This window comes from Synechococcus sp. ATX 2A4 (genome assembly GCF_024346375.1).
Lineage (GTDB): Bacteria > Cyanobacteriota > Cyanobacteriia > PCC-6307 > Cyanobiaceae > MW101C3.
Genome location: NZ_JAGQCV010000010.1, coordinates 23,115 through 44,048 on the forward strand (window position 1 = coordinate 23,115; position 20,934 = coordinate 44,048).

Consider the following 20,934-nt stretch of genomic DNA (forward strand, 5'->3'; position numbering starts at 1 on the left):
CACGGACACCGGCGCGCAAGAAGTGGTGGCTCCGGAAGTTGTCATGCCGGCGCGGGCCCTGAGCGGATGGTGGCCACCGGCGTCAGTGCCTCCAGCAGCGCCTCCAGGTGGGGGGAGACCACCCCGCAGGCACGCAGATGCTCCAGCAGGGCCAGTGATTGAGCAGGCCGCCGGAACGGCTCCAGATGCTGCTGAAACCTTGATGCCGGTGCGTTGCCGACACCTGGCAGCGTGAACCGGGCCAGCTTCAGTGCTGCCTGCGGATCCACACAGCGGGAGAGCAACTGGGCCAGCAGGGCCAGGTGATCGAACTGGGCATCCAGTTCTTCAGGCCCGTCCGCCGCGCTGTCCTCAGTGGCGAACTGGGGTGGGGCGGCTCCCACGGGAAGAGCGGCATTGAAATCCGCGGTGTGGGTCATGCGGCTGGCCTCCGCGCCGATACCTGTGTTTCGCACGAGGTTGGTGGGGGCAACAAGGGCGTGCCGGCCACTGAGCAAGTGGCGAAGGATGTGGGTGACGTCCCAGGCGCATGGCGTGCCGGCGCGGATGGCGGCAAGCACCGGGGCGTAGAAGCTCACCAGCAGGGGGTCGGGAACGGCCGCCGCAAGGTCGGCTGGCGCGGCGTCGGGGTCGCCAGCCAGGTCCACCTTCCTGGTGGCGTGCCAGGCGGATGACCGCGCCGCCCACCCCCAGAGATTGCCGCGTCGGCAGCGCAGGTGGCTGGCGCCCGGCCTTCCCCAGCGCACCAGTGCATTGCGCCCGCAGATCATGCCAACGCCGGGATCGTTACCCCAGCGACGAAGCATGGCTTCGGCCCAGGGGAACAGGGAAGGATCGGGGTGGGTGTCGTCCTCCAGGACGATCGCTTCTTCCACCAGCCCAAACGCCCAGTCCAGGCCGCTGGTCAGGCGCAGGTCACAGCCGAGGTTGCGGGCAGACACGTTTTCCGTGATCGCGCAGGGCCAGTCGATGCGCAACAGGCTGTCAAGGCTCAACTGGCAACGGGCACAATCCTCGGGATGATCCTGCCTTGGTCCATCGGCAATCACCAGAATCCGCGGTGGACGATGAACCCGCAGGCCTTCGATCAATCCCGCCGCTTGTTGCGGCCGGTTGAACAGGCAAAGAATCAACGGGGTCGTCATCGGTGGCTGGGGGCTGGCCGTGTTCCACCGCCTGCCGGGGAGGTGGGCCCATGCTCAGCATCGTCCTCGTCCTGTGGGGTGAAGGAGCACCATTGGGCCCAGCGCTGAAGCTGGCCGTCCCGTGGATAGGTCTTGGCGTAGTGGTGGAGGCCCCCCTCTCCATGGGCCAGCACCGCCGTGGCGGTGGTGATGAAGGCCCTGGCTTCAGACAGCCGGTGGGGACCGTGTCTCGCTGCCCCCTCCAGGCAGATGCGAAACTCCGTCGCCTGATCCCCGAGGCTGCGGATGAAGCGCTGCGCGGCGGGGTCTTCAAGCCCCGGCAACGGGATGTGCTGGCGTCGAGGCAGCGCCGCCACCGCCTGAAACAGGGCGTGATGGCGCGCCCCATTGCGGTCGGGATCGAAGCGGTGGCGGGCTTCTGTGGCGGCGGCCCGGCCAAGCCGCAGACGCAGCGCCGGATCCGCTGCCAGGGCAGTGATCGCGGCGGCGTAGTCGTGTTCCTCGGCGCAGACCACGCCGGTGTGCCCGTCCTGCACCCATTCCGCTGCTGCGGTTCCTGCCAGCACCACCGGCGGCAGGCCTGCCCACATCGCCTCCTGCAAGGGTTTTTCACTGGTGGCATAGGCATTTGGTGCCAGGGGGTAGCCGAAAATGTCGATCTCGGCGAAGGCTGCGCGTAGATCCTCAACATGGCCGTGGAGGCTGAACCGCCCACTGCCGCCCAGGGCCTCAAAGCGTTGGCTCAACCAACTGCCGCCGTCCCCATCGCCATAAATCTCGAAATGGAGGGAATCCCCCTGGGCGGCGCAGCAATGCTCCGCAAAACGCGGGTGCAGCTTCACAGGGCTCACCATCCCGAGATATCCCACCCGGGTCCCGGTGTGGGGGCGGGGTTGAAATCCTTCAAGCCGGGTCATGTCCGCCAGGGACGGAAGGCAGTGCAGGGGTTTGCCCAGGGTCGCCAGCCGGCGCGCCGCCGGGGTCCGGGTGCTGCTGGGCAAGGTGAGCAGCAGCGCGTCGGCCAGTTCTCCCAGTTCAGCGAACAAAACCTGCGGGGCCTTGAATCCTGCGACCTTCGCCCAGATCAGCAGCCGGCAGGCAGGCAGAGGGCGCTGCAGGCACTCCAGCAACAGGGGATGATTCCAGAAATGCACCACCACCAGATCCGCCTGCGCGATCGCCGCGTCGAGAACATCCCTGGTGGGTTTGGCCGTCATCTTCAAGCCGAGGCGCCGGGCGCGCAGCAGCAGGGGGAGAGAGAGAGGGCCATCGAGCACGGCCACCTCCTGCTCGGCCTTCAGCGCAAGCCGGCTCCAGCTCTCGGTCATGGCCAGCAGGGCCCGTTCCGGTCCACCGCCGAGGAAGCGAGGAATGAGATGGAGAATTCTCACGGGATGTTGGATGCGGCAGCAAAGGCGCTCAGCTCCAGGCGGAGGTGAGCGATCGGTTCGCTGAAATCCGCCCAGGGTCTCAGAACCTCCAGGGCGGCCATGGTTTCGCTGTGAAGCTGGAAGGGGAGCAGATGGTGGCAGAGCAGCGGATCGCGCAGCAGCGCTGGGCGCAGGGCCAGGCGTCTGGCCATGGCGGGGTCCAGGTGGGTGCTGAGCAGATCCAGCAACAGTGACCAGCGATCCAGCCGTGCATTGAGCGGAGGGTGCCGGGAGGCCTGGAGTGGCGGAGCCTGGCCTGTGGACACTGTCGCCCGGAGATCCATTGGATTGCGGTTGTGGGTGGCTAGGGCATCAAACCCCCTGTCCTGAATCAGGTTTCTCGGTGGAATAGCCACCAGCCCTCTGAGGTAAGTGCGCTGCAGTTGCCAGAGCGTGTCCCAGCCGATGCTCCCTCCGCCGAGGTGGTGGTGGAGCAACGTGAGATGCCGGACCACCAGGGGATCCGCCGGGCCCCAATCGGCAGCGGCGGGGAAGGATGCGGGCGGAACGGCGGACCGGGCGCGCTGCCAGGCGTCCCGCCAGGTGGCGGCTCCCAGGTGGCTGCCCAGCAGCACCAGGTGGTGGTCATCGCCCTCGCAGGGCCAGCTCCCCAATGGGTTGCGGCCACTGATCTGCAGCACCTGTCCGTCACCCCGGTACCGCTGCAGCATCGCCTCGCACCAACGGAAGAAGGAGGGATCAGGCACCAGATCGTCCTCCAGCATGATGGCTTCGCTCACCTGCTCAAAGACCCAGTCGATCGCTTCGTCCAGACGTGCCGAGCCTCGATGGATGTCTGCGCAGTGATGCACCACCTCGCAGGACCAACCGGGCGCCGCCAGCAGTCGGTGCACCTGTTCGCAGCGGTGTCGCTGCTGGGCTGACGCCTGAGGGGCCGGAGCATCGCGGACCGCCAGCAGCAGGGGCGGGCGCACGAGCTTCAAGACGCTCAACAGCCGTTTGAGGTGGTCCGGCCGATCGAAGGCGAACACCGCCACGGGTGTCCGGCAGTGGTTCTGCTTCAGCCCTTCAGCGCCCATCAAGAATCGACCGCAGGCGATCGGCCACAGCAGGCAGATCCCAGCTCAACTCCAGGGAAAACACCGGCACCTCCCTCAGCAGAGCGGCCATCGTTCGTAACCATTGGCTGGGCGTGACCGACCCATTGGCCACGGGCAGGGCGGTGGAGGCCAGTCCGGACAGGGCTTCCATCGCTGACAGCGGCAGGACTGGGGCCTGCTGAGCGCGCCCGCTGGGGGCACCGGGCCTCACCAGCACGATGGCGGCCAGTGCCGCGGAAGGCGCAACGCTGAGGTGGTCCGGCAGGGTCACAGCCCACTTGCCGCGAGGGGTGACGCCGAGCCGTGGCCAGTTCTCCGCTGAAAGGCGCTCCTGGCTGTCGGCGCAGAGCTTGGCCGTGCCATAGATCGCATGCACCCGGGCAGGTTCACCCATGGCTGGGTCGGCTGGTTCGACGACGCAGAGATCGTCGCCGAGAAAGCCAAAACCAGCCTGGGCGCAGGCCAGCGCGGTGGTGCTTTTCCCCGATCCACCCCTGCCTACCAGCAGCAGGGCGCGCCCATCCACCTCCACGGCGCCTGCATGCACCATGAGCGCCCCGCGTTGCGCCAACCAGGCCGCCAGGGCGTGGTGGGCGGGTTGTGCCCGGTGTTCGCCACTGTTCAGTGCCGCTTCGCTGAGCTGGAATTCCATGGCTGCATCGGCCGCAGGCTGGTGCAGCTCCACGGCAAAGGGATCGTGGTGCACCACCGCCAGGAAGCCCTGGCCACAGCGGTGGGAGCCCCTGGGCCAGTTCCGCCAACGCTCGTCCCCCTCCGGGCGCAGCGCCACCTGCAGGTGTCCATGCAAGGGCATCGAACCGGCTGCCCGCTCCAACCGCGGCAGACGGGCGAAGGCCGGCGTGACGGCTGCCAAGGCCCTGTTGTCGCCATGGATGATCAGCGGGTGGTGTCCAATCGTGACGGCAACGCCCTGCCCCTGATGGTTGCTGAGGGGATCAGCCAAGGGCCATGGGCCAGCCGGCTGAGGGCTTCACATCATGGATTGGATCCATGGCGATGATGTTGGCGATGTCGTCGTAGATGTCTAGGACAGGCGCTGCAAAGGTCTCAGGCCAGGGGATCGGTGCCGTGGCCTGCTCTCCATCGCCGGTTGGGTCATCTTTCAGCATCCCGCGCTGATCCAGCAGCTCCAGGAAGCGGAGGGTTGATGCAGCCGCCTCCGGCCCGTAGCGCTTGCCGGCCTCCGTTGCCAGATCTGTCGGCACGGCGCCATTCAGCAGGTGTTCCCAAAACACGCCGCCCAGGCCACTCAACAGATACAGAACCCCATCGCGGGCGTCGACCACAACGGTTTCGCCTTCCACGGTCTCGTGAGCGAAGCGCACAGCATCGGCAAAGCGGAGTGGATTGTTTGTGGGAGAGGCAGTCATGCGTAGAACGTACGAGGGAATGCAGTTGGGCCTGGAGCAGACGGTTGGGTCTTGGTAAAAACTGAAGGCATAGCAATCACAGCAAACCAGACTCCCAGGCCATCTCGCCAGGTCATCCCTGCAACATGGAAACTCTGGCGGAGAGGAAGCGTCCCATCGACGGCCACTTGGAGCGGGTGATCAGGCGCTTGAGGTTGATGGCGAGGCGGGACAGACGCCGCCACGTCTCTGGGGATCTTGTCAGCCTTGGCGCGTCCCCTGCCCAGGGGTGGCGGCACCAGTGGAGCAGTGCTCGGGCCGCGACCGGGTCTGTGTCGTTGTCGATGGCCCATTCCAGGCGCGGGGGATCAAAGTTGACAACGGCCGGATCAGCCAGAGCAGCAACCAGATCGGCCAGATAGGGGAACAGACCGGTGCCGGCACCGGGGGGGTCAAGGCAGCAGGCGCAGGCCAGAGAGATCCGGTCTTCCACCCGGGGCACCTTGAGAGCGGGGGTCTGTGGAACCGGGATGGCTTCTGCCAGCAACCGTTCAACCCGGTCGGGGTGGGAGGGGAGAAGAGGGGCGGGGCGTCGGTGCAGATGAAGCCGCACCCCTGCCGCGCGGGGAAGTCGGAAGGGGATCCAGCCCAACCCCGGGTCATGGGGATCGATGGTGTCGGACTGGAGGGGGATCAGGGGTCCAGCGCCTTCCGCCACCAACAGTTCAACGGCCTGGCGGAACCGGGAGGGAGCCACCAGCAGCTCCAGCTGGCTGGCGGCCCGATGGGGGCGTTGCGGCTGCAACAGCCATTCCGCGAGGCCCCCCAGCACAACGCAATCGACGCCGGCACCCCGCAGGGTCTCTTGAAGTTCGATCAGGCTGGTCTTCTGCAGCAGGCGGCGAGTGCGCTGGTGGCGCACCATGCCCTTGAGATGAGGCGTCAGCGTGGTGGTGCAGCCGCTCAACCCGGCAGCGATGATAGGCAGCAATGCCACGGCGTCGGCCGGTAGGGCATCAGGATCGGCTGCACCCAGGGCTGCCAGCTCCACGCAGGCCTTGCTCGAAGCTTTCGTCGTTGGTGGAAAGATCACCTCCAGCAACGCCGCCTGCTGAGCGGCTCTCTCGCGCTCCATCGTGAGCCACTCCAGGTGTTGCTGGCGCAAAGGAGCGCTAGTAAAGCATCCAGTGTCTGCTGTTGATGCCTTGGCCCGACTGACTTCGTGGCAACCCAGCACTGCTCAGACCTTGCTCCTGCAGGCCTGCCTGTCGCCTGAGCCCCTGGCAGCAGCAGCGCTCGCCCGTTGGAGGACGCTCGATCCGGCTCTCCGGGCGGATGGCGCTTCGCAGCGGTTGCTGCCCCTGCTGTACGGGCGCTGGGGCCAGGAAGGCGCTGGTGCGCACCGCAGAAGTTGGGCGCATCACAAGCTGTTGCAGGCCTGTAGCTACGACCTCTTCGCCAGCCTGAGCCAGGCCGCGGTGCCGTTGCTCGTCATCAAAGGTTTTCCCCTGGCCCACACGGTTTACCCCGAGCCAGCCCAGCGGCCTTTGGCAGACATCGATTTCGTCGTGCCATGGAGCAGGAGTGACGAAGCAGTTTCACACCTCAGGCGCCATGGCTGGGAGCCGCTGCCGACACCCTTGAAGGGAGACAGCGGCGATTCGGCTCCGGCGTGGCAGCGCCAACCGAGAAGTTCGTTAGACGCGGCCTACCGGCGGGTGCGCCACTCCCATGGCTTTCGGCATCCACGCCATGGGTTGTCCCTCGATCTGCATTGGGCGGTTTTTCAGGGGCATTGCGAGCCGGGGCGGGACGATGCGCTTTGGCAACGATCACGCCCTCTGCCGCAGGCTTCCCACCGCTCCATGCTCCAGCTCCCGTCGGGTCTACGGGTTCTTGATCCAGCGGATCACCTTCTGTTGGTGCTCGCGCACGGAGCCCGCTGGCAGGGGCCGGCTCCGATCCGTTGGGTGGCGGATGCGGTGAATCTGATCCGTGGGGAGCCTGCTGTGGATTGGGACCGATTCTTTGCAGTGGCCTGTTCCAGGGAGCTTTCCCTGGTGGCAGCGCGGCTGCTGGCTTGGCTGCAAGCCAGCCAGTTGTTGGAGCTGCCCGCGCAGGTGCTGGCCAAGCTTGAAGCCCAACCCATCGCCTGGCGTGAACGGCTGCTGTATGCAATCGAGACGGAACCGCCCGGCTGGCGATCGGGCTTCTCGGAGTTGCTTTACATCGGGGGATGCCGGCGGGCCTTGAAGCGAGAGAACCCAGCCTGTGAGGCTCCTGCCTCCTACTCGGCGTTTCTCTGCCATGTGCTTGGGGCGCCGAGCCAACGCGCGCTGGCGGCTCATCTGGGCAGGGAGCTGTGGCGCCGCCGCCGATCGACGTGAAGCGGGATGAAAGCGGACCTGGCGCCGATCCACAGCGCTTGGATGTGAACTAGACATAAAGAGTCAGCCTGAAGTCAGAACGGACACGCCATGGCCGTCACCGCTCCCCCGATCGACATCGGCATTCCCGAAAGCCAGCGGCAGCAGATCGCCGCCGGGCTCGGCAGTGTGCTGGCCGATTCCTACGTGCTGTATGCCAAGACCCACGGCTTCCACTGGAACGTCACCGGGCCGATGTTCAACACGCTCCATCTGATGTTCATGGACCAGTACACCGAGCTGTGGACGGCCCTTGACCTGATCGCCGAGCGGATCCGCGCCCTCGGGTTCCCCGCCCCCTATGGCGGCGCCACCTACGCGGGCCTCTCCTCGATCCCCGAAACCGAAGGCGTGCCCGCCGCCCTCGCCATGGTCCGCGAGCTGGTGGAAGGCCACGAAGCGGTGGCCCGCACAATTCGCACGGTGTTCACCCTGGCCGATGAGGCCAACGACCAACCCACCGCCGATCTGCTCACCCAGCGTCTGCAGATCCACGAAAAAACCGCCTGGATGCTGCGCAGTCTGTTGGAGGCCTGAGTGTCGTGGTGGTGACTTCGGCCGTTGCGCCCGCTGTGCGGGCAACACGGCCTGCGTCATCACCGCGACATTCAGGCGTGTGGGGGCAAACTCCCCCGTAGGGCCCCCGTAGAAGGGCGAGGCTCTGGTGGCGCCGTTGACGGCGCCGGTGGCTCAGCGGACCTGGTGGCAGGGGCTTCAGTGCGGGCGGTGGGCGCTCGATAGATTGATGTGTCCGCCAGTGCCTGCTCCACCCCCATGGCGAAGTTCGTGTTCGTGACCGGCGGGGTGGTGTCGAGCATCGGCAAGGGAATCGTGGCGGCCAGCCTCGGGCGGCTGCTCAAATCCCGCGGCTACAGCGTTTCGATCCTCAAGCTCGACCCCTACCTGAACGTGGACCCGGGCACGATGAGCCCGTACCAGCACGGCGAAGTGTTCGTCACCCAGGACGGCGCTGAGACCGACCTCGACCTGGGCCACTACGAGCGCTTCACCGACACCGCCATGTCGCGCCTCAACAGCGTGACCACCGGCTCCATCTACCAGGCGGTGATCAACAAGGAGCGCCGTGGCGACTACCAAGGCGGCACTGTCCAGGTGATTCCCCACATCACCCGGGAGATCCGCGAACGCATCCACCGCTTGGCCGCCGACAGCGGCGTGGATGTGGTGATCACCGAGATCGGCGGCACGGTGGGCGACATCGAATCGCTGCCGTTCCTGGAGGCCATCCGTGAATTCCGCGGCGACGTTGGCCGCCACGATCTGGCCTATGTGCACGTCACCCTGTTGCCGTACATCGGCACCTCCGGCGAGATCAAGACCAAGCCCACCCAGCACTCGGTGAAAGAGCTGCGTTCGATCGGCATCCAGCCCGATCTGCTGGTGTGCCGCAGCGACCGGCCGATCACCGAGGAGCTCAAGGCCAAGATCGGCGGCTTCTGCGGTGTGTCCACCCACGCGGTGATCGAAGCCCTCGATGCCGACAGCATCTACGCGGTGCCGCTGGCGATGGAGCGTGAAGGGCTCTGCCGTGAAGTGCTCCATGTGCTCGGCCTCGACGACCACAGCAGCGACATGACCCGCTGGGAGGAGCTGGTGCGCAAGCTGCGCAACCCCGGCCCGCCGGTGAAGGTGGCTCTGGTGGGCAAGTATGTGCAGCTCAACGATGCCTACCTCTCGGTGGTGGAGGCGTTGCGCCACGCCTGCCTGGAGCAGGACGCCTCGCTCGATCTGCATTGGGTGAGCGCCGAGCAGATCGAAACCGAAGGGGCCGATGCCTTGCTGCTGGGCATGGATGCGGTGGTGGTGCCGGGTGGCTTCGGCAATCGCGGCGTCGACGGCAAGGTGGCGGCGATCCGCTGGGCGCGGGAGCAGCGGGTGCCGTTCCTGGGGCTTTGCCTGGGCATGCAGTGCGCCGTGATCGAGTGGGCGCGGCACCTGGCGGGCCTGGAAGGGGCCACCAGCGCCGAGATCGATGCCGATGCCGCCCATCTCGTCATCCACCTGCTGCCCGAACAGCAGGACGTGGTTGACCTGGGCGGCACCATGCGCCTCGGGGTTTACCCCTGCCGCCTGCAGCCCGGCACCATGGCCGATCAGCTCTACGGCGAAGCGGTGGTGTACGAGCGGCACCGCCACCGCTACGAGTTCAACAACGCCTACCGCAACCAGTTCCTGGAATCCGGTTTCCGCATCAGCGGCACCTCGCCCGATGGCCGCCTGGTGGAGCTGATCGAGCTGGAGGGCCACCCGTTCTTCACCGCCTGCCAGTTCCACCCTGAGTTCCTCTCCCGGCCCGGCCGCCCCCACCCGCTCTTCCGCGGCCTGGTCGAGGCGGCCCAGCTGCGCCATGCCGCCGGCAGCGCCAGCGAGAGCGAGGCGGCGGTGAGCAAGGCGGCCCTTGCCGGCCTGGAGCAGCCCCAGCCAGGCCCAGTCGCCGGCCTGCCCGTTTCCTCTTGAGCGCGTCCCCTTGAGCCTGTTCCCTTGAACGTTGCCGTGCCCATGGCCGCTGCCCCGCTGGGGGCGGGGGCTGCTGCCCTGCCGGTGGTGGAAACCTTCCACTCGATTCAGGGGGAAGGAAGCCACGCCGGCCGCAGCGCCTTCTTTCTGCGGCTGGCGGGCTGCACGGTGGGCTGTCCCTGGTGCGACACCAAGGGCTCCTGGCCCCAGCAGGCCCATCCGCTGCGCCCCCTGGAGGCACTGGCGGCGGACCTGGTGGCGGCGGCGGCAGCCGGGGCGGCCTTCGTGGTGATCACAGGCGGAGAACCGCTGCACCACAACCTCACCACCCTGTGCGCCCAGCTGCGTGGCGCCCTGGATCCGCCCCTGCCCCTGCACCTGGAAACCAGCGGCGTCGATCGCCTCAGCGGCCGCTTCGACTGGATCACCCTCTCGCCCAAACGCCACCGGCCGCCGCGGCAGGAGCTGCTCAGCTGCTGCGATGAGCTCAAGGTGGTGGTGCACGAGCCCGCCGATCTCGCCTTCGCCACCGCCATGGCTGCGGCGGCGCGGCAGGAGCGCCCTACGGCCCCTCCCCAGCTGCTGCTTCAACCGGGTTGGCAGAGCAGCGAGGGGCGGCAGTTGGCCGTGGAGTTCGTGCGCGCCCGCCCCGACTGGCGGCTCAGCCTGCAGAGCCACAAGTGGCTGGGGGTGCGCTGAGCGGCGATCCCGCAAACTGTCCCCAGACCTGGACATGGGCGTGGAGAAACTGCAGAGCCTGCGCGGCATGGTGGATCTGCTGCCGGCGCAGCTGCCGGTCTGGCAGCACGTGGAAGCTGTGTCCCGCGATCACTTCGGCCGCGCTGGGCTGAGCGAGATCCGCACGCCGCTGCTGGAGGTCACTGAGCTGTTCGCCCGGGGCATCGGCGAGGCCACCGATGTGGTCGGCAAGGAGATGTACAGCTTCGAAGACCGGGGCCAGCGCCGCTGCACGTTGCGGCCGGAAGGCACCGCCTCGGTGGTGCGGGCGGTGCTGGAGCACGGCCTGCTCAGCCAGGGCCCGCAGCGGCTCTGGTACGGCGGCCCGATGTTCCGCTACGAACGGCCCCAGGCGGGGCGGCAGCGCCAGTTCCACCAGATCGGCCTGGAGTTTCTCGGCGCCGCCGATCCCCGCAGCGATGCCGAAGCGATCGCGATCGCCTGGGATCTGCTCAACGCTCTGGGCGTCAGGGGGCTGGCGCTGGAGCTCAATTCCCTGGGCGATGCCAGCGACCGGGCGGCGTACCGGCAGGCGCTGGTGGGCTGGCTGGAGCAGCGCCGCGAGCAGCTCGATCCGGAGGCCTGCGAGCGCATTGCCACCAACCCGCTGCGCATCCTCGACAGCAAGAACCCCACCACCCAGGCCGTGCTGGCAGAGGCGCCGCTATTGATCGACCACCTCAGCGCGGCGAGCCGCCAGCGCTTCGAGCAGGTGCGCGAGCTGCTCGATCGCCTTGCGATTCCTTACCAGCTCAATCCCCGCCTGGTGCGCGGGCTCGACTACTACGCGCACACCGCGTTCGAGATCACCAGCGATCAGCTGGGCGCCCAGGCCACCGTCTGCGGGGGCGGCCGCTACGACGGGCTGGTGGAGCAGCTGGGCGGGCCGCCCACAGCGGCGATCGGCTGGGCGATCGGCATGGAGCGGCTGATCGTGCTGCTGGAGCGTGCCGGTGCGGCCGGCGCAGCGGCGGCGGTGCCGGCGGTGTACGTGGTGAGCCGCGGGCCCCTGGCGGAAGCGATGGCGCTGGAGCTCGCCATGCAGTTGCGGCGCCGGGGCCAGGCGGCGGAGCTGGATCTCTCCGGCGCCGCCTTCGCGCGCCAGCTCAAGCGCGCCGACCGCTCCGGCGCCCCCTGGGCGGTGGTGATCGGCGAGAGCGAAGCGGAGCAGGGCGTGGTGCTGCTCAAGGACCTGCTGGGCGGTGGCGCCGAGCAACGGCTCAGCCCAACGGCCGCCCTCGCCCAGCTCGCCGGATCCGCAGGCTGATCCGATCGGCTGGTTCGATTGAACTGTCCGTGGCCCGGATCACGACGTTCTCGGCGCGTGGAGGGCGGGCGCCCGGGAGTGGATAATTTCCGGGTCAGGAACAATGGATTCAGGGTGAGCCGTTGGCCGTAGTGCATCCGCCCGAGATTCGCTCGATCTGCTGCATCGGCGCCGGCTATGTCGGCGGGCCGACGATGGCGGTGATCGCCGATCGCTGCCCGCACATCCAGGTGACCCTGGTGGATCTCAACGCCGCCAGGATCGCCGCCTGGAACGATCCGGATCTCGCCAACCTGCCCGTCTACGAGCCGGGCCTGGCGGAGGTGGTGGGCCGCTGCCGCGGCCGCAACCTGCACTTCACCACCGAGGTGGATGGCGCCATTGCCAGCGCCGACATGGTGTTCCTCTCGGTGAACACCCCTACGAAGACCCGCGGCCTGGGTGCCGGCCAAGCCTCCGACCTGCGCTGGATCGAAGCCTCGGCGCGCCAGGTGGCGGCGCAGGCCACGGGCCACACGATCGTGGTGGAGAAAAGCACCTTGCCGGTGCGCACGGCCGAGACGATCAAGCAGATCCTGATGGGATCCCAGAACCTGGCCGGCGGGGCCAATGGTGTCGGCGAAACCAATGGCCCCCCCGAAGGCGAGCCCGGCGCGCCGCCAGCAAAAACCTTTTCGGTGCTCTCCAACCCTGAATTCCTGGCGGAGGGCACCGCCATCCGCGATCTTGAGCACCCTGATCGGGTGCTGATCGGCGGCGAAGATCCCGAGGCGATCGCGGCGCTCTCCGCCATCTACGGCCACTGGGTGGATCCGGAGCGCATCCTGCACACCAATCTCTGGAGCAGCGAGCTCTCCAAGCTCACCGCCAACGCGTTTCTGGCCCAGCGCATCTCCTCGATCAACGCCGTGGGTGCCTTGTGCGAGGCCACCGGCGCAGACATCACCGAAGTGGCACGGGCGATCGGCACCGATTCGCGCATCGGGCCGAAGTTTCTCGCGGCGGGTCCCGGCTTCGGCGGCAGTTGCTTCCAGAAGGACATTCTCAACCTCGTCTACCTCTGCCGCCATTACGGCCTCGACGCCGCCGCCACCTACTGGGAGCAGGTGGTGGCCTTCAACAGCTGGCAGCAGCAGCGCATCGCCCGCTTGGTGGTGAGCCGGTTGTTCGGCACCGTGAGCGGCAAGCGCCTGGCGGTGCTCGGTTTCGCCTTCAAGGCCGACACCAACGACACCCGTGAGTCCCCGGCGATCGCGATCTGCCGTGATCTGCTCGAGGAGGGCGCCCATCTGGTGATACACGACCCCAAGGTGGCCACAAGGCAGATCACTGCAGACGTGGGCCGCCCCCCCGATGGCAGCGATCGCGGCTTCGCCGAAGACGGCAGCTGGCAGCAGGTGGACACCCCGCTCGAGGCGGTGACGGGCGCCGATGCGGTGATCGTGCTCACCGAATGGGGCGCTTACCGCACGCTCGACTGGTCGGCGATCGCCTCAGCGATGCGGCGGCCGGCCTGGTTGTTCGACGTGCGTGACATCACTGACACGGCGGCAGCACGACAAGCTGGCCTGCAGGTGTGGTCTGTGGGGAAAGGCTGAGTGACGGCACCTATGGCTTCAAGACGCAATCTGGTCACCGGCGGTGCCGGCTTTCTCGGCTCCACCCTGGTGGACCGGCTGATGGAGGCCGGTGAGGAGGTGATCTGCCTTGACAACTATTACACCGGCACCAAAGCCAATGTTGCCCGCTGGATCGGCCACCCCAGCTTTGAGCTGATCCGCCACGACGTGACCGAGCCGATCCTGCTGGAGGTCGACCGGATCTGGCACCTGGCCTGCCCCGCCTCACCACGCTTCTACCAGGCCAACCCGATCAAAACCGCCAAGACGAGTTTTCTCGGCACCTACAACATGCTTGGCCTGGCTCGGCGTGTGGGCGCCCGCTTGCTGATGGCCAGCACCAGCGAGGTGTACGGCGATCCAGAAGTGCATCCTCAGCCGGAGAGTTATCGCGGTTGTGTGAACACCACCGGCATCCGCTCCTGCTATGACGAAGGCAAGCGCATTGCCGAGGCGCTCTGCTTCGATTACAACCGCATGCATGGTACGGAGATTCGCGTGGTGCGCATCTTCAACACCTATGGCCCGCGCATGTTTCCTGATGACGGCCGGGTGGTGAGCAACTTCGTTGTGCAGGCCTTGCGCGGTGAACCCCTCACCCTCTATGGCGATGGCAGCCAGACCCGCAGCTTCTGCTATGTCGATGATCTAGTGGAAGGATTGATTCGCTTGATGAATGGCAGCCACACCGGCCCGATCAACATCGGCAATCCCGGGGAATTCACCATCCGCCAGCTGGCTGAGTTGGTGCGCGCGCGCATCAACCCAGCGCTGCCCCTGGTGTATCTGCCGCTGCCTCAGGATGACCCGCTCCAGCGTCAACCGGTGATCGATCTGGCCCGCCGCGAGCTGGGCTGGGAACCCAAGGTGTCTCTGGAAGAGGGGTTGGGCCCCACGATCGCCTACTTTCGCCGCATCCTGGGGATCGATTCATGACCCTGCTCGTCACCGGTGGTGCTGGCTACATCGGCAGCCACACCGTGCGCGCCTTGCAGCAGGCGGGCCACCACCCTGTGGTGCTCGACAACCTCGTGTATGGGCACCGTTCGATCGTGGAAGAGGTGCTGCGGGTGCCCTTGGTGCAGGGCCAGGTGGGTGATCGCGCTCTGATTGAGGCCTTGCTCAGCGGCCGCCATCCCGCCTGCGGCGGTGTGCCAGTGCAGGCCGTGCTTCATTTCGCCGCCTATGCCTATGTGGGCGAATCGGTGCTGGATCCGGCCAAGTATTACCGCAACAATCTCGGTGACACCCTCACCCTGCTGGAGGCCCTTGTAGAGCCGGTGCGCACGGGCCGGGGCCCGGCCATCCCGATCGTGTTTTCTTCCACCTGCGCCACCTACGGCAGCCCGGAGACGGTGCCGATCACCGAGGACACGCCCCAGCGGCCGATCAATTCCTACGGCCGCAGCAAGTGGATGGTGGAGCAGATGCTGGCCGATTTCGCGACCGCTTACAAGCTGCCGAGCGTGATCTTTCGCTATTTCAATGCGGCTGGTGCCGATCCAGCCGGTGACCTTGGCGAAGATCACAACCCCGAAACCCACTTGATCCCGCTGGTGCTGGATGCGATTGCCGGCCGGCGGGAAACGATCAAGATCTTCGGCACCGATTACCCCACCCCCGATGGCACCTGCCTGCGGGATTACATCCACGTGAGTGATCTGGCCGATGCCCACGTGTTGGGCCTCGAGCACCTGCTGGCTGGAGCATCGCCCCAGCCGATGGAGCCGTTGATCTTCAATCTCGGCACGGGCACGGCCTATTCAGTCCAGGAGGTGCTCACGGTGGCCCAGGACGTCACGCAACTGCCGCTCACTGCGGTGGTAGCGCCGCGGCGGCCCGGCGATCCGCCCACCCTGGTGGCCAGCGCGCAGAAGGCCCGCGAAGTGCTGGGTTGGGAGCCCCGTTACCCGGATCTGGGCGAAATCATCGCCCACGCCTGGGCGTGGCACCAGCGCAGCTCAGCCACCCCCTGACCATGGCGCTGCTTCCCTCCCCGCCGCCCGCTGAAACCACCCTCGTGACCGGTGCCGCCGGGTTCATCGGGGCGGCGCTGTGCGAACGCCTGCTGGCCCGCGGCGAGCGGGTGATCGGCCTGGATAACCTCAACAGCTACTACGACCCGGCCCTCAAGCAGGCGCGGCTGGCCCGGTTTGAGCGCAACGACGGCTTCCGCTTTCACCACCTGAATCTGGAGGATGGGGAGGCCATGGCGGCGCTGTTCGCGGCCGAGCGCCCCTCACGGGTGGTGCATCTGGCGGCCCAGGCGGGGGTGCGCTATTCGCTGGAGAACCCTGCCGCCTACATCCAGAGCAACCTGGTGGGCTTCGGCCACATCCTGGAGGGCTGCCGCCATCACGGTGCCGGCCACCTCGTGTATGCCTCCAGCAGCTCGGTCTATGGCGGTAACCGCCGCATGCCCTTCTGCGAGCAGGATGCGGTGAACCATCCGGTGAGCCTTTACGCGGCCACCAAGAAGGCCAACGAACTGATGGCGCACACCTACAGCCACCTCTACGGGCTGCCTGCCACCGGCCTGCGCTTTTTCACCGTCTATGGCCCCTGGGGCCGGCCCGACATGGCCCCGATGCTGTTCGCCCGCGCGATCCTGGCCGGCGAGCCGATTCGGGTGTTCAACCACGGCCGCATGCAGCGGGATTTCACCTACATCGACGACATCGTTGAGGGGGTGGTGCGCTGCCTCGACAAACCGGCCACCGCCGATCCGCTCTTCGATCCGCTCGCCCCCAACCCCGCCACTGCGGCGGTGCCCCATCGGGTGTTCAACATCGGCAACAGCCAGCCCACGCCCTTGCTGGAGTTCATCGGGGTGCTGGAAGAGGCGCTGGGCACTGCGGCGATCCAGAGCCTGGAGCCGATGCAACCTGGGGATGTGGAAGCCACCGCCGCTGAGACCTCCGCCCTGGAGGCCTGGGTGGGCTTTGCGCCCCACACCCCGATCGCCGAGGGCGTGGCCCGCTTCGCTCACTGGTACCGCAGCTACTACCAGGCCTGAGCTGTTTCGCTGACGAGGTCAGAGCCATTTCCCTGGCGCAACCAAAAAAAAGCGGGCCCTTGGGCCCGCGGTGCATGAAGCAAAGCAGGGGGGATCAGGCCGAACCCACACCCACATAGGAGCCGTAGAAGAACAGACCGACCACGAAAATCACGGCGATGCCGCCGGCGGTGGCCACCAACCAGAGGGGGAGCACCCCTTCGGTCCAGCGGCTTTTCCAGGCCACGGCCGGGCGGCCGTCAGGCAGGCGATCGGGAATGCGACCGTCAGGTAGTGCGGATTTCTTGCCGCTCATGGCTGAATCTCCCGATCAGTTGAAGAAGTAGCTGGTGAACAGAACGCCGATGACGAACACAAACAACAGGCCCAGGTAAAGGCTGGTGCGGTTGAGTTCGACCGGCAGATTGTTCGGGTTGGGATTGCGCTGCATGGCGGAAATCAGCGACGAACGAATTGCATGGCCGCCAAGGCTCCCAGGAAGAAAACCGTGGGGATGCCCAGCGCATGAACCGACAACCACCGCACCGTGAAGATGGGGTAGTTGCGTGGCGTGGTGGAGACAGAAGACTGGGTCATGGCGTTACTTGAGGCGCAGGTCAAGCTGGCTCTTGCCCTCGTAACGCTGGCTCACCACCGGTGCCTTGGCTTCCTGGGGTTGGAAGTAGGCATCGGGGCGAGGCGTTCCGAAGGCGTCGTACGCCAAGCCAGTGGAGACGAAGAGGAATCCGGCCAGGAAAATCGCCGGCAAGGTGACGGCGTGGATGACCCAGTAGCGGATGCTCGTAATGATCTCGAAGAACGGGCGTTCCCCGGTGGAGCCGGCAGCCATAGCAGCGGGCAAATCAGCTACGGAATCTTAAGGGTCGGGCTGGGAGTGCCGAGAGCCGGAGAGGAGGTTGGTTACACAGGGATGCAGTTGGACCCGGCGGCGGCTCCGCCACCCGCCCGCGCCTAACCCACCCAGCGCAGCAGGTTGCCGCGTTCGCCCAGCACGAAGCCCTTGCCGTCGCTGCTGAAGCTGATGCGGTTGAAGTTCGTGGGCTGGAGGGCGCCCACCGGATCGCGCTCCCAGTGGCTGCCGCCGTCGTGGCTCACCAGCAGGGTGCCGCTGCCGCCGCCCGTCCAGATGTCACCATCGGGGCCCCAGGCCATGTCGAGGTAGCCGAAGCCATTGGTGATCGGGATCACCGGCTTGCTCCAGGCCTCAGGATCGGCCGCATCGGCGTTGAAGCGCAGCTGGGCGCCCCGGGTGACCATCCAGAGGTTGCCGTCCGGTTGGAAGCCCATGCTTTGCAGGCGCTGGCTGCTGACCCGCTGGTGGGGCTGCCAGACCGCCTGGCCCGGCTCCCAGGTGGCGAAGAAGTTGCCCAGGCTCGACACGCTCACGTAGCGGCCGTCCGAGGAGCGGCGCAGGTCGCGCACGGCGCCGGCCGCATCGCTCACTTCCGCTTGCCAGGTGATGCCCGCATCGCTGGTGCGGTAGATGGCGCCCACGGTGGTGGCCAGTTCAGCGCTACTGCGGCCTGTGGCGGTGACGGCATAGGGATCACCAGGCAGCTTGGTGTCGAGCAGCAGGCGCTCCCAGCTCTGGCCGGCATCAGCGGTGTGCAGCAACAGGCCCGGCTGGCCCACGATCCACCCATCAGCACCGCTGAAATCGATGCTGATCAGGCGGAAGTTCTCCCCCTCGGGCAGATCCAGGGTGCGTTCCTCCCAGCTGGCCCCGCCGTCGTCGGTTTCGAGGATCAGCCGGTTGCTGCCCACCAGGAAGCCGTGGTTGGCGTCGCTGAAGGCCACATCGAGCGGGTTTGAAGTGGTGGACAGCGCCACGGGCTGCCAGGGGCTGGTGGCGGCCACGGGCAGGCCGGTGGTGACGCAGCCACCGAGGCCGAAGCTGAGGCCGAGGGTGATCAGCACGGCCAGCAGAGGGGAGAACAGGCGCTTCACGGGGGTCAACGCAGGGAGTAAAGGGAAAGGAAGAAGGCGAAGGCCAGAGCGAAGCCGCCGAAGATCAGCACGTTTTTCTGGCCAGGGGTGAGGGTGTTCACCCCGAAGCCATAACTGAGGTTATCTTCGAAGCCGCTCGGCTTGTTGCGGGGGCCGATGTCCTTGAAGGCGCCGACGCGGCTGCGGCAGACCGGGCAGTGGAAGCCCACCGGATCGAGGCTGCTGAAGGGCGTGCCGGCGGGGATCGCCAGCTTGCGCACCCCCTCACCCGGGTCGTAGACGAAGCCGCAACTGCGGCACTCGAACCGGTGCGTGTCGGGATCGGTGCCGCCGCTTTCGTCGGCCGGATCGCCTGGCGGCTGGTCGCCGGCGGGCCCTGCGTCTGGGGTTTGAGTGTCTGCGGGGGGAGCGCCTGCGGGTTGGGCGTTCTGCTGGGCCTGTTCCCCAACGTCCTGCTCAGCCGCTGGCCCAACCTGCTGCCCGACCTCTTGGCCAACGTCCTGATCAGTGTCCTGGCCATTGACCATGGCGTTGGGCCCCGTTGCCGTGAAAACAAACTCTATCGAGGCCCTTGTCGCGGCAAGCTCTATGGCGCGCGGCGGACGGCAGCGGGCGTTTTCCGGGCGCGGATGCCAGACTCTGCGCCGGGTTCAGCCTTGCGATGTTCGTCTTACCTGGTTACGACGCCTTCCTGGGCTTTCTGCTGATCTCGGCAGCAGTTCCGGTGCTGGCCCTGGTCACCAACAAACTGGTGTCGCCGAAATCGCGGGACGGCGAACGCCGGCTCACCTATGAATCCGGCATGGAGCCGATCGGTGGCGCCTGGATTCAGTTCAATATCCGCTACTACATGTTCGCGTTGGTCTTCGTGATCTTCGACGTGGAAACGGTGTTTCTGTATCCCTGGGCCGTGGCCTTCAGCCGGCTCGGTCTGCTGGCCTTCATTGAGGCCCTGATCTTCATCACCATTCTGGTGATCGCCCTTGCCTATGCCTGGCGCAAGGGCGCCCTCGAGTGGAGCTGACGCGCCTACCCCCCATGACCCTCACTCCCACCTCCGCTTCCAGCACCCCTTCGATCGACGCCTTGCGCGATCTGCGGGCCTCCAGTTGCAATCCGGTCGGTGCTCCGGCGGTCACCTCGGATCTTTCCGAGAACGTGATCCTCACCAGCCTCGACGACCTGCACAACTGGGCCCGGCTCAGCAGCCTCTGGCCCCTGCTCTACGGCACGGCCTGCTGCTTCATTGAGTTCGCGGCGCTGCTCGGCTCCCGCTTCGATTTCGACCGTTTCGGCCTGGTGCCCCGCTCCAGCCCCCGCCAGGCCGACCTGCTGATCACCGCCGGCACCGTGACCATGAAGATGGCCCCGGCCCTGGTGCGGCTTTATGAGCAGATGCCCGAGCCCAAATACGTGATCGCCATGGGCGCCTGCACGATCACCGGCGGCATGTTCAGCGCCGATTCCACCACGGCGGTGCGGGGGGTCGACAAGCTGATCCCAGTGGACCTCTACATCCCCGGTTGCCCGCCCCGCCCCGAAGCGATCTTTGATGCGGTGATCAAGCTCCGCAAGAAAGTGGGCAACGAAGCGCTGGCCGAGCGGGGCAACAACCTCCCCACCCACCGCTACCTCACGATCAGCCACGGCATGAAAGCGGTGGCTCCGATCGTCACCGGCGCCTACCTCAAGGCCGAAACCCAGGTGGCTGCCCTCGCCGATCCCACCGCTCTCCCGCTCGACACCTCCGCACCGACCGGGGTTGTTGTGGCCGCACCGATCACCACCGCAACCACCTCCAGCGATGCCTGATCCCACCCCCGCTCCCCAGGGCGCCACCTCCGGTGCCACTGACAGCGACACCCTCGCCGCACCGGTCATCGGCGCCGTGAGCCAGTGGCTCTCTCAGCAGGGTTTCGACCACCAGCCGCTGGAACCCGATCACTGCGGCATTGAAATGCTGGCGGTGGAACCCCTCTTCCTGCCGGCGGTGGCGGCGGCGCTCAAGGCCTACGGCTTTGATTACCTCCAGTGCCAGGGCGGCTATGACGAAGGCCCGGGCGCCCGGCTGGTGAGCTTCTATCACCTGGTGAAACTCGCCGCTGGCGCCGATCCCTGCCCCACTCCTGACAGCAAGCCGCAGGAAGTGCGGGTCAAGGTGTTCCTCGCCCGCGATGGCGACCTCACCATTCCCAGCCTCTACCGCCTGTTCCGCGGCGCCGACTGGCAGGAACGCGAGACCTACGACATGTACGGCATCGTGTTCGAGGGCCATCCCCATCCCAAGCGGTTGCTGATGCCCGAAGACTGGAAGGGCTTTCCGCTGCGCAAGGACTACGTGCAGCCGGATTTCTACGAGATGCAGGACGCCTACTGACCTACTGAGTTCAACGAACTTCAAGGCGCGTTCTGGTTTCTTCTGGATCCAGGGCGCTTC

The 20,934-nt window shown here is 66.8% G+C and carries 24 protein-coding genes; 12 read left to right on the plus strand and 12 right to left on the minus strand.

The window, feature by feature from the left end; translation table 11 throughout:
• Positions 1 to 41: 41 nt before the first annotated feature.
• The 6 genes from KBY97_RS10495 to KBY97_RS10520 all read right to left on the minus strand — a co-directional run bounded on the left by KBY97_RS10495 (position 42) and on the right by KBY97_RS10520 (position 6,141).
• A complete protein-coding gene (locus KBY97_RS10495) occupies positions 42 to 1,145 on the minus strand; it encodes a hypothetical protein (protein WP_255146878.1) in 1,104 nt (367 codons plus the stop codon).
• A complete protein-coding gene (locus KBY97_RS10500; RefSeq protein WP_255146880.1) occupies positions 1,142 to 2,536 on the minus strand; it encodes a glycosyltransferase in 1,395 nt (464 codons plus the stop codon). Before KBY97_RS10500 ends, KBY97_RS10495 begins: the two co-directional genes overlap by 4 nt.
• On the minus strand, positions 2,533 to 3,573 hold the full coding sequence (locus tag KBY97_RS10505) for a hypothetical protein (RefSeq protein WP_255146881.1): 1,041 nt from the start codon (positions 3,571 to 3,573) through the stop codon (positions 2,533 to 2,535). Before KBY97_RS10505 ends, KBY97_RS10500 begins: the two co-directional genes overlap by 4 nt.
• A 31-nt stretch (positions 3,574 to 3,604) precedes the next feature.
• Positions 3,605 to 4,600, minus strand: a complete 996-nt coding sequence (locus KBY97_RS10510; RefSeq protein ID WP_255146882.1) for a hypothetical protein — start codon at positions 4,598 to 4,600, stop codon at positions 3,605 to 3,607.
• A complete protein-coding gene (locus tag KBY97_RS10515) occupies positions 4,593 to 5,027 on the minus strand; it encodes a PqqD family protein (protein ID WP_255146883.1) in 435 nt (144 codons plus the stop codon). The genes KBY97_RS10510 and KBY97_RS10515 overlap by 8 nt, the downstream gene beginning before the upstream one ends.
• Before the next feature lie 112 nt (positions 5,028 to 5,139).
• The gene (locus KBY97_RS10520; RefSeq protein ID WP_255146884.1) at positions 5,140 to 6,141 is read right to left on the minus strand and encodes a nucleotidyltransferase family protein; all 1,002 of its coding nucleotides are present in this window, start codon (positions 6,139 to 6,141) and stop codon (positions 5,140 to 5,142) included.
• 52 nt (positions 6,142 to 6,193) lie between these two features.
• Here KBY97_RS10520 and KBY97_RS10525 point away from each other — a divergent pair, with 52 nt between their 5' ends.
• The 9 genes from KBY97_RS10525 (at position 6,194) to KBY97_RS10565 (ending at position 16,550) form a co-directional block, all read left to right on the plus strand.
• Positions 6,194 to 7,393 (plus strand): nucleotidyltransferase family protein, encoded by a 1,200-nt coding sequence (locus KBY97_RS10525; protein WP_255146885.1) that lies wholly within the window; start codon positions 6,194 to 6,196, stop codon positions 7,391 to 7,393.
• A gap of 90 nt (positions 7,394 to 7,483) precedes the next feature.
• A complete protein-coding gene (locus KBY97_RS10530) occupies positions 7,484 to 7,969 on the plus strand; it encodes a Dps family protein (protein WP_255146886.1) in 486 nt (161 codons plus the stop codon).
• A 237-nt stretch (positions 7,970 to 8,206) separates the two neighbouring features.
• The gene (locus KBY97_RS10535) at positions 8,207 to 9,910 is read left to right on the plus strand and encodes a CTP synthase (protein WP_255146887.1); all 1,704 of its coding nucleotides are present in this window, start codon (positions 8,207 to 8,209) and stop codon (positions 9,908 to 9,910) included.
• A 42-nt stretch (positions 9,911 to 9,952) separates the two neighbouring features.
• Positions 9,953 to 10,609, plus strand: coding sequence for a 7-carboxy-7-deazaguanine synthase QueE (locus KBY97_RS10540; protein WP_255146991.1), 657 nt, complete (start codon positions 9,953 to 9,955; stop codon positions 10,607 to 10,609).
• 40 nt (positions 10,610 to 10,649) lie between these two features.
• A complete protein-coding gene (hisS, locus tag KBY97_RS10545) occupies positions 10,650 to 11,915 on the plus strand; it encodes a histidine--tRNA ligase (protein WP_255146992.1) in 1,266 nt (421 codons plus the stop codon).
• Positions 11,916 to 12,109: 194 nt separating this feature from the next.
• On the plus strand, positions 12,110 to 13,513 hold the full coding sequence (locus KBY97_RS10550) for a nucleotide sugar dehydrogenase (RefSeq protein ID WP_399217681.1): 1,404 nt from the start codon (positions 12,110 to 12,112) through the stop codon (positions 13,511 to 13,513).
• Between the two features lie 12 nt (positions 13,514 to 13,525).
• Positions 13,526 to 14,470: a UDP-glucuronic acid decarboxylase family protein gene (locus tag KBY97_RS10555; protein WP_255146888.1), complete on the plus strand. Its 945-nt coding sequence runs from the start codon at positions 13,526 to 13,528 to the stop codon at positions 14,468 to 14,470.
• Positions 14,467 to 15,510, plus strand: a complete 1,044-nt coding sequence (galE, locus tag KBY97_RS10560) for a UDP-glucose 4-epimerase GalE (RefSeq protein WP_255146889.1) — start codon at positions 14,467 to 14,469, stop codon at positions 15,508 to 15,510. The genes KBY97_RS10555 and galE overlap by 4 nt, the downstream gene beginning before the upstream one ends.
• A 2-nt stretch (positions 15,511 to 15,512) precedes the next feature.
• On the plus strand, positions 15,513 to 16,550 hold the full coding sequence (locus tag KBY97_RS10565) for an NAD-dependent epimerase (protein WP_255146890.1): 1,038 nt from the start codon (positions 15,513 to 15,515) through the stop codon (positions 16,548 to 16,550).
• 94 nt (positions 16,551 to 16,644) lie between these two features.
• On the opposite strand, the gene KBY97_RS10570 is transcribed toward KBY97_RS10565, so the two are convergent.
• The 6 genes from KBY97_RS10570 to KBY97_RS10595 form a co-directional block, all read right to left on the minus strand.
• Positions 16,645 to 16,845 (minus strand): photosystem II reaction center protein J, encoded by a 201-nt coding sequence (locus KBY97_RS10570; protein ID WP_094514462.1) that lies wholly within the window; start codon positions 16,843 to 16,845, stop codon positions 16,645 to 16,647.
• Positions 16,846 to 16,860: 15 nt separating this feature from the next.
• Positions 16,861 to 16,980 carry a photosystem II reaction center protein L gene (locus KBY97_RS10575; RefSeq protein ID WP_006173008.1) on the minus strand — a complete coding sequence of 40 codons (120 nt, stop codon included), beginning with the start codon at positions 16,978 to 16,980 and terminating at the stop codon, positions 16,861 to 16,863.
• Between the two features lie 8 nt (positions 16,981 to 16,988).
• Complete coding sequence (gene psbF / locus KBY97_RS10580) at positions 16,989 to 17,126, minus strand: cytochrome b559 subunit beta (protein WP_094514464.1); 138 nt, start codon at positions 17,124 to 17,126, stop codon at positions 16,989 to 16,991.
• Between the two features lie 4 nt (positions 17,127 to 17,130).
• A complete protein-coding gene (gene psbE / locus KBY97_RS10585) occupies positions 17,131 to 17,379 on the minus strand; it encodes a cytochrome b559 subunit alpha (RefSeq protein WP_094514466.1) in 249 nt (82 codons plus the stop codon).
• A 122-nt stretch (positions 17,380 to 17,501) separates the two neighbouring features.
• Positions 17,502 to 18,497, minus strand: coding sequence for a photosynthesis system II assembly factor Ycf48 (locus KBY97_RS10590; RefSeq protein WP_255146995.1), 996 nt, complete (start codon positions 18,495 to 18,497; stop codon positions 17,502 to 17,504).
• A 5-nt stretch (positions 18,498 to 18,502) separates the two neighbouring features.
• On the minus strand, positions 18,503 to 19,024 hold the full coding sequence (locus KBY97_RS10595; RefSeq protein ID WP_255146891.1) for a rubredoxin: 522 nt from the start codon (positions 19,022 to 19,024) through the stop codon (positions 18,503 to 18,505).
• 134 nt (positions 19,025 to 19,158) lie between these two features.
• Here KBY97_RS10595 and KBY97_RS10600 point away from each other — a divergent pair, with 134 nt between their 5' ends.
• From KBY97_RS10600 to KBY97_RS10610, 3 genes are read left to right on the plus strand one after another with little or no spacing between them, the layout of a single operon-like run.
• The gene (locus KBY97_RS10600; protein ID WP_255146892.1) at positions 19,159 to 19,521 is read left to right on the plus strand and encodes an NAD(P)H-quinone oxidoreductase subunit 3; all 363 of its coding nucleotides are present in this window, start codon (positions 19,159 to 19,161) and stop codon (positions 19,519 to 19,521) included.
• A 14-nt stretch (positions 19,522 to 19,535) separates the two neighbouring features.
• Positions 19,536 to 20,309, plus strand: coding sequence for an NADH-quinone oxidoreductase subunit NuoB (gene nuoB, locus KBY97_RS10605; protein WP_255146894.1), 774 nt, complete (start codon positions 19,536 to 19,538; stop codon positions 20,307 to 20,309).
• Positions 20,302 to 20,874, plus strand: coding sequence for an NAD(P)H-quinone oxidoreductase subunit J (locus tag KBY97_RS10610; protein WP_255146896.1), 573 nt, complete (start codon positions 20,302 to 20,304; stop codon positions 20,872 to 20,874). The genes nuoB and KBY97_RS10610 overlap by 8 nt, the downstream gene beginning before the upstream one ends.
• Positions 20,875 to 20,934 lie beyond the last annotated feature (60 nt).

Bases quoted from the DNA above. Each gene is read 5' to 3' on its own strand.
- KBY97_RS10495 (WP_255146878.1), bottom strand. From the start codon at position 1,145: ATGACGACCCCGTTGATTCTTTGCCTGTTCAACCGGCCGCAACAAGCG.
- KBY97_RS10515 (WP_255146883.1), bottom strand. From the start codon at position 5,027: ATGACTGCCTCTCCCACAAACAATCCACTCCGCTTTGCCGATGCTGTG.
- KBY97_RS10520 (WP_255146884.1), bottom strand. From the start codon at position 6,141: ATGGAGCGCGAGAGAGCCGCTCAGCAGGCGGCGTTGCTGGAGGTGATC.
- KBY97_RS10530 (WP_255146886.1), top strand. From the start codon at position 7,484: ATGGCCGTCACCGCTCCCCCGATCGACATCGGCATTCCCGAAAGCCAG.
- KBY97_RS10535 (WP_255146887.1), top strand. From the start codon at position 8,207: ATGGCGAAGTTCGTGTTCGTGACCGGCGGGGTGGTGTCGAGCATCGGC.
- KBY97_RS10540 (WP_255146991.1), top strand. From the start codon at position 9,953: ATGGCCGCTGCCCCGCTGGGGGCGGGGGCTGCTGCCCTGCCGGTGGTG.
- KBY97_RS10550 (WP_399217681.1), top strand. From the start codon at position 12,110: ATGGCGGTGATCGCCGATCGCTGCCCGCACATCCAGGTGACCCTGGTG.
- KBY97_RS10555 (WP_255146888.1), top strand. From the start codon at position 13,526: ATGGCTTCAAGACGCAATCTGGTCACCGGCGGTGCCGGCTTTCTCGGC.
- galE (WP_255146889.1), top strand. From the start codon at position 14,467: ATGACCCTGCTCGTCACCGGTGGTGCTGGCTACATCGGCAGCCACACC.
- KBY97_RS10565 (WP_255146890.1), top strand. From the start codon at position 15,513: ATGGCGCTGCTTCCCTCCCCGCCGCCCGCTGAAACCACCCTCGTGACC.
- KBY97_RS10570 (WP_094514462.1), bottom strand. From the start codon at position 16,845: ATGAGCGGCAAGAAATCCGCACTACCTGACGGTCGCATTCCCGATCGC.
- KBY97_RS10575 (WP_006173008.1), bottom strand. From the start codon at position 16,980: ATGCAGCGCAATCCCAACCCGAACAATCTGCCGGTCGAACTCAACCGC.
- psbF (WP_094514464.1), bottom strand. From the start codon at position 17,126: ATGACCCAGTCTTCTGTCTCCACCACGCCACGCAACTACCCCATCTTC.
- psbE (WP_094514466.1), bottom strand. From the start codon at position 17,379: ATGGCTGCCGGCTCCACCGGGGAACGCCCGTTCTTCGAGATCATTACG.
- KBY97_RS10595 (WP_255146891.1), bottom strand. From the start codon at position 19,024: ATGGTCAATGGCCAGGACACTGATCAGGACGTTGGCCAAGAGGTCGGG.
- KBY97_RS10600 (WP_255146892.1), top strand. From the start codon at position 19,159: ATGTTCGTCTTACCTGGTTACGACGCCTTCCTGGGCTTTCTGCTGATC.
- nuoB (WP_255146894.1), top strand. From the start codon at position 19,536: ATGACCCTCACTCCCACCTCCGCTTCCAGCACCCCTTCGATCGACGCC.
- KBY97_RS10610 (WP_255146896.1), top strand. From the start codon at position 20,302: ATGCCTGATCCCACCCCCGCTCCCCAGGGCGCCACCTCCGGTGCCACT.